General features: G+C 72.8%; 5 protein-coding genes and 1 pseudogene. All 6 read left to right on the top strand.

Features of this window, described 5'->3' with window-relative positions:
- Positions 1-346 (top strand): annotated as a pseudogene (locus AA75_RS49575) (hypothetical protein); the annotation flags it as partial.
- Positions 343-2679, top strand: a complete 2337-nt coding sequence (locus AA75_RS21015; RefSeq protein ID WP_033821685.1) for a xanthine dehydrogenase family protein molybdopterin-binding subunit — start codon at positions 343-345, stop codon at positions 2677-2679. The pseudogene AA75_RS49575 and the gene AA75_RS21015, both read left to right, overlap by 4 nt.
- Positions 2680-2940: 261 nt before the next feature.
- Positions 2941-4191: a S8 family serine peptidase gene (locus tag AA75_RS21010; protein WP_082526696.1), complete on the top strand. Its 1251-nt coding sequence runs from the start codon at positions 2941-2943 to the stop codon at positions 4189-4191.
- A gap of 150 nt (positions 4192-4341) precedes the next feature.
- A complete protein-coding gene (locus AA75_RS21005) occupies positions 4342-5718 on the top strand; it encodes a S8 family serine peptidase (protein WP_051812937.1) in 1377 nt (458 codons plus the stop codon).
- A gap of 119 nt (positions 5719-5837) precedes the next feature.
- A complete protein-coding gene (locus AA75_RS21000; protein WP_033821684.1) occupies positions 5838-6164 on the top strand; it encodes a hypothetical protein in 327 nt (108 codons plus the stop codon).
- Position 6165: 1 nt separating this feature from the next.
- A partial coding sequence (locus AA75_RS20995) for a WXG100 family type VII secretion target (RefSeq protein ID WP_033821683.1) occupies positions 6166-7012 on the top strand: 847 nt, incomplete at its 3' end.

The raw sequence follows: 7012 nt of genomic DNA, 5'->3' as shown, positions 1-7012 counted from the left end.
ACCCCCCCACGGCACCGGCCACCCCGGCTACCCGCAGGGCCACCAGCTGCCCGGCCACGCCCCCGCCCACCCGGCGGGCGGCTACGACCCGGCGGGCTACCCCGGCACCGGCTACGACGGCTCCGGCTACGACGCCCCGGTGTACGACGGTCCCGGGTACGCAGCCCCCGGATACGACGGACCCGGATACGACGGACCCGGATACGACGGACCCGGGTACGACGGCCCGGTCTACGAGACCCCCGGCCACGAGACCCCCGGCTACGACGGCAGCACCCCCGCCCACGGCATCCACCCCCAGCCAGCACCCGGGGTGGCCCCCATCCCTGAGGACCGCCACGCATGACCTCGCCCACCGACCTCGCGCCGGCCGCCGCCCCCGCCGCCGCACCCGAGGAGAACGGGCCCGCCGCCGAGCCCTTCGGCCTGGGCAGCTCCCCGCTGCGCACCGACGCCCTGCCCAAGGCGCTCGGCATCTACCCGTACGCCGCCGACCTCTGGGCCGAGGGGCTGCTCTGGGGCGCGGTCCTGCGCTCCCCGCACCCGCACGCCCGGATCGCCGCCGTCGACATCTCGGCCGCGCTCGCCGTCCCCGGCGTCCACACCGTGGTCACCGCCGCCGACCTGCCGCCCGGGCCCGACGGCACCGCCGACGGCGCCCCGCACGGCCCGATCGTCGCCGACCGCCCGATCCTGGCCGCCGGCGTGGTCCGCCACCACGGCGAACCCGTCGCCGCCGTCGCCGCCGACCACCCCGACACCGCGCGGCTGGCCGCCTCGCTGATCGTGGTCGAGTACGAGCCGCTGGAGGCCGTCACCGACCCCGAGGCCGCCTTCAACGCCCCGCCGCTGCACCCCGACGGCAACCTCTTCCGCCACCTGCCGCTGCGCACCGGCGACCCCGAGGCGGTCGGCGAGATCGTCGTCGAAGGGCTCTACCAGGTCGGCCGCCAGGACCCGGCCCCGATCGGCGCCGAGGCCGGCCTCGCCGTGCCCCGCCCCGACGGCGGCGTCGAACTCCACCTCTCCACCACCGACCCGCACGGCGACCGCGACCGCACCGCCGCCTGCCTCGGCCTGGAACCCGACCGGGTCCGGCTGGTCGTCACCGGTGTCCCCGGCGCCACCGCCGACCGCGAGGACCTCTCCTTCCAGGTCACCCTGGCCCTGCTCGCGCTGCGCACCGGCCGCCCGGTGAAGATGACCCTCACCCGCGAGGAGTCCTTCCACACCCACACCACCCGCCACCCCGCCCTGCTGCGCTACCGGCACCACGCCGACGCCGAGGGCCGCCTGGTCAAGGTCGAGGCGCAGATCCTGCTGGACGGCGGCGCCTACGCCGACGTCTCCGCCGAGGCGCTGGCCGCCGCCACCGCCTTCTCGGTCGGCCCGTACACCTGCCCCAACGTCTTCGTCGACGCCTGGGCGGTGCGCACCAACAACCCGCCGGCCGGCCGGATGCGCGGCGAGGGCGCCCTGCAGGCCTGCTTCGCGTACGAGTCCCAGCTCGACCAGCTGGCCGCCCGGGTCGGCATCGACCCGCTGGAGATCCGCCGCCGCAACGCGATGGCCACCGGCGACCCACTGCCCACCGGACAGCCCGTCACCTGCCCGGCCCCGGTCGAGGCCCTGCTCGACGCCATCGCCGGACAGCCGCTGCCCGCCCTCCCGGTCGACGACCCCGAGGCCGACTGGCTGCTGCCCGGCGGCCCCGGCGGCGCGGGCGACCCGGCCGCCGTCCGGCGCGGCATCGGCTACGCCGTCGGCATGGTGCACATGCTCGGCGCCGAGGGCGAGGACGAGGTCTCCACCGCCACCGTCCGGGTCAACGGCGACCACGCCACCGTGATCTGCGCCGCCGTCGACTCCGGCCAGGGCTTCGCCACCCTCGCCCGGCAGATCGTGCAGTCCGTGCTCGGCGTCAGCGAGGTCTACATCGCGCCGGTCGACAGCGACCAGTCCGGTGCCGGCCCGTCCGCCCGCGGCCGGCACACCTGGGTGTCCGGCGGCGCGGTCGAGCGGGCCGCCGTGATGGTCCGCCACCAGATGCTGCAGCCGATCGCCGCCAACTTCGGCATGTCCGTCGAACTGCTCACCATCGCCGACGGCAAGATCACCTCCTACGACGGGGTGCTCGGGATGCCGGTCGCCGAGGCGCTGGAGGGCCGCGAACTGTGGGCCACCGCCCAGTGCCGCCCGCACCCGACCGAGCCGCTGGACGAGGCCGGGCAGGGCGACGCCTTCGTCTCCATCGCGTTCTGCGCGATGCGGGCCGTGGTCGACGTCGACATCGAGCTCGGCGCGGTCCGGGTGGTCGAGATGACGGTCGCCCAGGACGTCGGCCGGGCGCTCAACCCGCGCCAGATCGAGGACCGGATCGAAGCCGGGGTCGCCCAGGGCGTCGGCCTCGCGCTGCTGGAGGACCTGCGCACCGAGGGCGGCCGGCTGGTCAACCCCTCGCTCACCGGCTACCGGCTCCCGACCGCCCTGGACACCCCGGAGATCCGGATCGCCGCCCTGCTGGAGGAGCGCGACGTGGTCGCCACCTTCGGCGCCAAGGCGGTCAGCGCCCCGCCCGCCGTGGTCGCCCCGGCCGCCGTGGCGGCGGCCGTCCGGGCCGCCACCGGCCTGCCGGTCGGCCGACTGCCGATCCTGCCCGAGGACGCCATCGCCGGCTGACCGGCTCCGGGACGGCGCGCCGGACCGCTTCCCGGCCGATGCCCCGGGCCCGGCCCGGCCGGTGCCCCCGGCGGGAGCGTCCCGGTCCGGTGTCCCCGGTCGGTGTCCCCGGACCGGTGTCCCCGGTCGGTGTCGCCGGTCGGTGTCCCCGGTCGGGGGAGTGGCCCGGAAACCGCGCGCCACCGCAGGTCGGGGCCGGTACCATCGCTGCTTCCAGCTGACAGGGACCGGCCGCGCGGCCGGTGAAGGGGGACGGGGACGATGCTGCTCGGCCGAGCGCAGCGGATGGCCGGCGCCGCACTGCTGACCGGCGTGGCGCTGTACGCCGGTGCACCGGTGGCCGCCGCGGACGACCTGCGCGAAGAACAGTGGGCCAACACCTACTTCAAGCTGGACCAGGTCTGGCAGGTGACCAAGGGCGAGGGCGTGGTCGTCGCGGTCATCGACAGCGGCGTCGACGCCGGCCACCCCGACCTCACCGGCCAGGTGCTGCCCGGCTACGACCCCAGCGGCAAGGGCCTCAACACCAGCCCGGCCGACCCGCACGGCACCAGCATGGCCAGCCTGATCGCCGGTCACGGCCACGGCGCCGGCGGCGCGGACGGCGTGGTCGGCATAGCCCCCGGCGTGAAGATCCTGCCGATCTACAAGGACGACGCCCGCGGCTACGACGCGGTGCCCGAGGACATCAGGTGGGCCGTCGACCACGGCGCCAAGGTGATCAACATCTCGCTCGGCGGCAAGGACGGCGCCAGCCGCTCCCTCAGCCTGGCCGTCGCGTACGCCGTGAAGCACGACGTCCTGATCGTCGCCGCCGCCGGCAACGAGGGCGAGGCCCGGGTGCTCAGCCCCGCCGACAGCCCCGGCGTGCTCGCCGTCTCCGCCGTCGACCGCGGGCTCGACATCTGGGCCGAGTCCAGCTTCGGCCCGCAGATCATGCTGGCCGCACCGGGCGTCGGCATCGTCGCCGCCGGGGCCTGCGACGAGCAGAAGTACTGCCTCGGCGAAGGCACGTCCGACGCCACCGCCTACGTCTCCGGCGCCGCCGCCCTGGTCCGCGCCAAGTACCCCGACCTGACGGCCGGCCAGGTCGCCGACCGCCTGGTCAAGTCCGCCCTGGTCACCCCCAGCCTCCAGGGCGCCCACCTGCCCGACCAGCGCTTCGGCTACGGCATCCTGCGCCCCCTGGAGGCGCTCACCCAGCAGATCCCGGCCGGCCCCGCCGACGGGCCGCTCGCCCGACCGGTCGCCGCCACCGCCCCCGCCGGCTCCCGCACCACCGCCTCCGGCTCCGGCACCACCGGCAGCCCCGCGGCCGGCAGCCCGCCGGCCGGCCTGCTGCTGCTCGCGGTCCCCGCCCTGATCGCCCTGCTGCTCTCCCGCCGCCTGCGCCGCCGCAACGCGGCCGCCGCCGCAGCCCTCCCGTACCCGCCGCCGCCCTTCCCGTACCAGGCCCCGCCCGGCGCCGCGCCGTACGAGACGCCGAGTCAGGACCCCCACCCCACAGGCTGACCGGCCGTTGCCCCGCCCCGGCCGTCCGCCACCGAACCGCGCCCCGGGGGTTGCTGCACACAGCGGGTGAACGGGCGATACGATCGAACGGCCCGGCCTATGGGGGCCATTGCGAGACACGGGTAGCGGTAGCCGACTGACGGGGTGCTGATGACGCTGACCAGAACCATGCGAGTACTGGGCGCCACGGCGCTCTCCGGCGCACTACTGATGACCGCCGCACCGACGGCCTCGGCGGACCAGGTGCGGGACGGCCAGTGGGTGAACCAGTACTACTCCCTGGACAAGGTGTGGTCGGTGAGCAAGGGCGACGGCGTGATCGTCGCCGTCATCGACACCGGGGTCGACGCCAACCACCAGGACCTGGCGGGCCAGGTCCTCCCGGGCTACGACCCGGCAGGCCAGGGCCGCGACAGGAAGCCCACGAAGTCGTCGCACGGCACCAGCATGGCGAGTGAGATCGCGGCCAAGGGACATGGGGGGGACGCCGGAGTTGTCGGGCTGGCTCCGGGAGCAAAGATCCTCCCCATCTACCAGGGGGACGCGAACGACAACAACGCCATCCCCGAAGGTATCCGGTGGGCCGTCGACCACGGCGCCAAGGTGATCAACATCTCGGCCGGCAAGACGCGAACTCCGTCGGGTCAGGAACTGGCTGCTGTGGCCTATGCCGTACAGCACGACGTGCTGGTGGTCGGCGCGGCCGGCAATGATGGTCTCGGTCAGGTGTCGAGCCCGGCGAGTGTTCCCGGCGCCCTCGCGGTTGGGGCCGTCGACCGGTCCGACACTGCGTGGAAGAAGGCGAACTACGGTCCCGAGACGCTCCTCTCTGCCCCTGGCGTCGACATGGTCAGTGCTGGTGACTGTGATGGTGGGCAGTACTGCATCGCCAACGGCACCTCTGACTCCTCCGCCTATGTGTCGGCAGCTGCCGCTCTGGTCCGTGCCAAGTACCCGAACCTGACTGCCGGTCAGGTTGCGAACAGGCTGGTGAAGTCGGCCTTCGTCCCGCCCGTGATCAAGGGCGCCAAGCTTCCCGACCCTCATTACGGGTACGGCATCCTGCGCCCCTACGAGGCGCTGACGATGGACATTCCGGCGGGTTCGGCCCAGGGCCCGCTGGCCGCGGCCGCGTCGAGTGGGGGTAGCAAGGCGCCGAGCGCGGGCTCCTCCGGTGCTGCATCTGCACCGCCCGCAGGAAGTCTTCCTCCGATTGCCGCCTCCGACTCCGGCTCCAAGGGCGCCTCGTACCTGCTGATCGGCGTTGCTGTGCTGGTCGGCCTGGTACTGCTCGTCGTGGTGATCGTCGTCCTCGCGCGGCGCGGTCGTCGGCAGTCCCAGGTTCAGCAGCCCTACGCCGCTCCGACCTGGCAGCCCGGCCAGCAGCCGTACGGCGGTCAGGCGCCCCCGCCGGGCTACCCGCAGCAGCAGCCGTACGGTGGCGAGGCGCCCCAGCCGGGGTTCCCGCCGCACCAGCAGCAGCCGTACCAGAACAATCCGTACCAGGATGGTAACCAACAGCGTTGATGGTGTGTCAGTCTGCTACCCGCAGGCGATACCATCGAACGCTCAAACTAGGTAGTACTCGCCCGGCCGGTCGGGCGATTTCACGGGGAAGTTCAAGATTTCCAGGGGGAGAGGGTCGCGTGTCCGACGGATACCGCGTCAACACCGATGAGTTGGAGGCAGTCGTCACGCGACTGCGGGCCCTCCAGCAGGGCATCAACGAGTGCGGCAGCAAGGCCAAGTACAACACTGTGGTGACCCGTGAGGACTTCGGCGGCAGCTTCCTGGAGGCCCAGTCGATGTTCTCCGCTCACGACAAGATGCAGCAGTTCCTGACCAACGCCATCGCGAAGCTGGACTCCCTGATCAACGAGTTCGGCGACAAGACGCACACCGTGAACGAGGCATACAAGGCACGTGAGTACGAGGGCGTGTCAGCCATGAACAAGTACCAGGGAGGTGCCTGAGATGGGCAGCAACGGACCTGAGACGAAGTTCGACGGCTATGACCTGATCCCTCTCAAGGACATGCTGGGCAGCGCCAAGCCGGGGCGCCTCCAGGAGGTCAGTCAGCACTGGACGAACGTGCACGCCGAGCTCACGCAGGCGGTGCAGGATCTCCAGAAGGCGGTTGAGCACGCCACGGCCAACTGGGAGGGCGATGCGGCCAGCGCGTTCACGCGCAAGGCAGGTGAGCTTCAGACGAGTCTGAGTAACACGGCGGCGCATGCGCAGAACACGTCGGCGGCCCTGAATGTGGCCGGTCAGGCGCTCCAGCAGGCACAGGGCAACATGAAGCAGGTCCATGTCCCGGGCATGTGGGAGAGCGGGACCAAGTTGCTGGGCGACGGTTTCGACCGTTCGGACGCGCAGTTCAAAGCCGACCTGGCCTCAGGCATGAACCGGATTGACGCCGTCAACAAGAACCAGGACGACCTCTCGGCGACCGAGATCCAGCACCAGTACGCCATCGGGATCATGGAGTACCTCGGCCCTGAGTACAACAAGGCCGCCAGCCTGATGGCTGACGACGTGGACTCCTACGACGACACTCGCCACGGCTTCCCGCCCCCGCCCGAGAACCCGGTCACTCCCAGCAGTGTCAGCCCGTCCCCCATGCCCACCCCCGCCTACCCCGACAGCCCGTCGTCCGGCGGGCCCGGGGGGCATGCGACGTTGCCCGGTGGGCTGCCGCACGGGATGGACCCGTCCAACCCGAACCTGCCGACGGTGCCCGGGCAGACCCTGCCGGGCGGTGCGATCCCGCATCCCGGCGGCGTCGTCCAGCCCCCGTCGACCGGTATCGACGGCTGGA

It is taken from the genome of Kitasatospora sp. MBT63 (assembly GCF_000710465.2).
Classification (GTDB): Bacteria; Actinomycetota; Actinomycetes; order Streptomycetales; family Streptomycetaceae; genus Kitasatospora.
Note: the sequence above shows the minus strand (reverse complement) of the source record. Positions and strands in the feature narration are given on the sequence as shown.

What these genes read in the sequence shown, in the direction of transcription:
- AA75_RS21015 (WP_033821685.1), top strand. Translation starts at nt 343, where the DNA reads ATGACCTCGCCCACCGACCTCGCGCCGGCCGCCGCCCCCGCCGCCGCA.
- AA75_RS21010 (WP_082526696.1), top strand. Translation starts at nt 2,941, where the DNA reads ATGCTGCTCGGCCGAGCGCAGCGGATGGCCGGCGCCGCACTGCTGACC.
- AA75_RS21005 (WP_051812937.1), top strand. Translation starts at nt 4,342, where the DNA reads ATGACGCTGACCAGAACCATGCGAGTACTGGGCGCCACGGCGCTCTCC.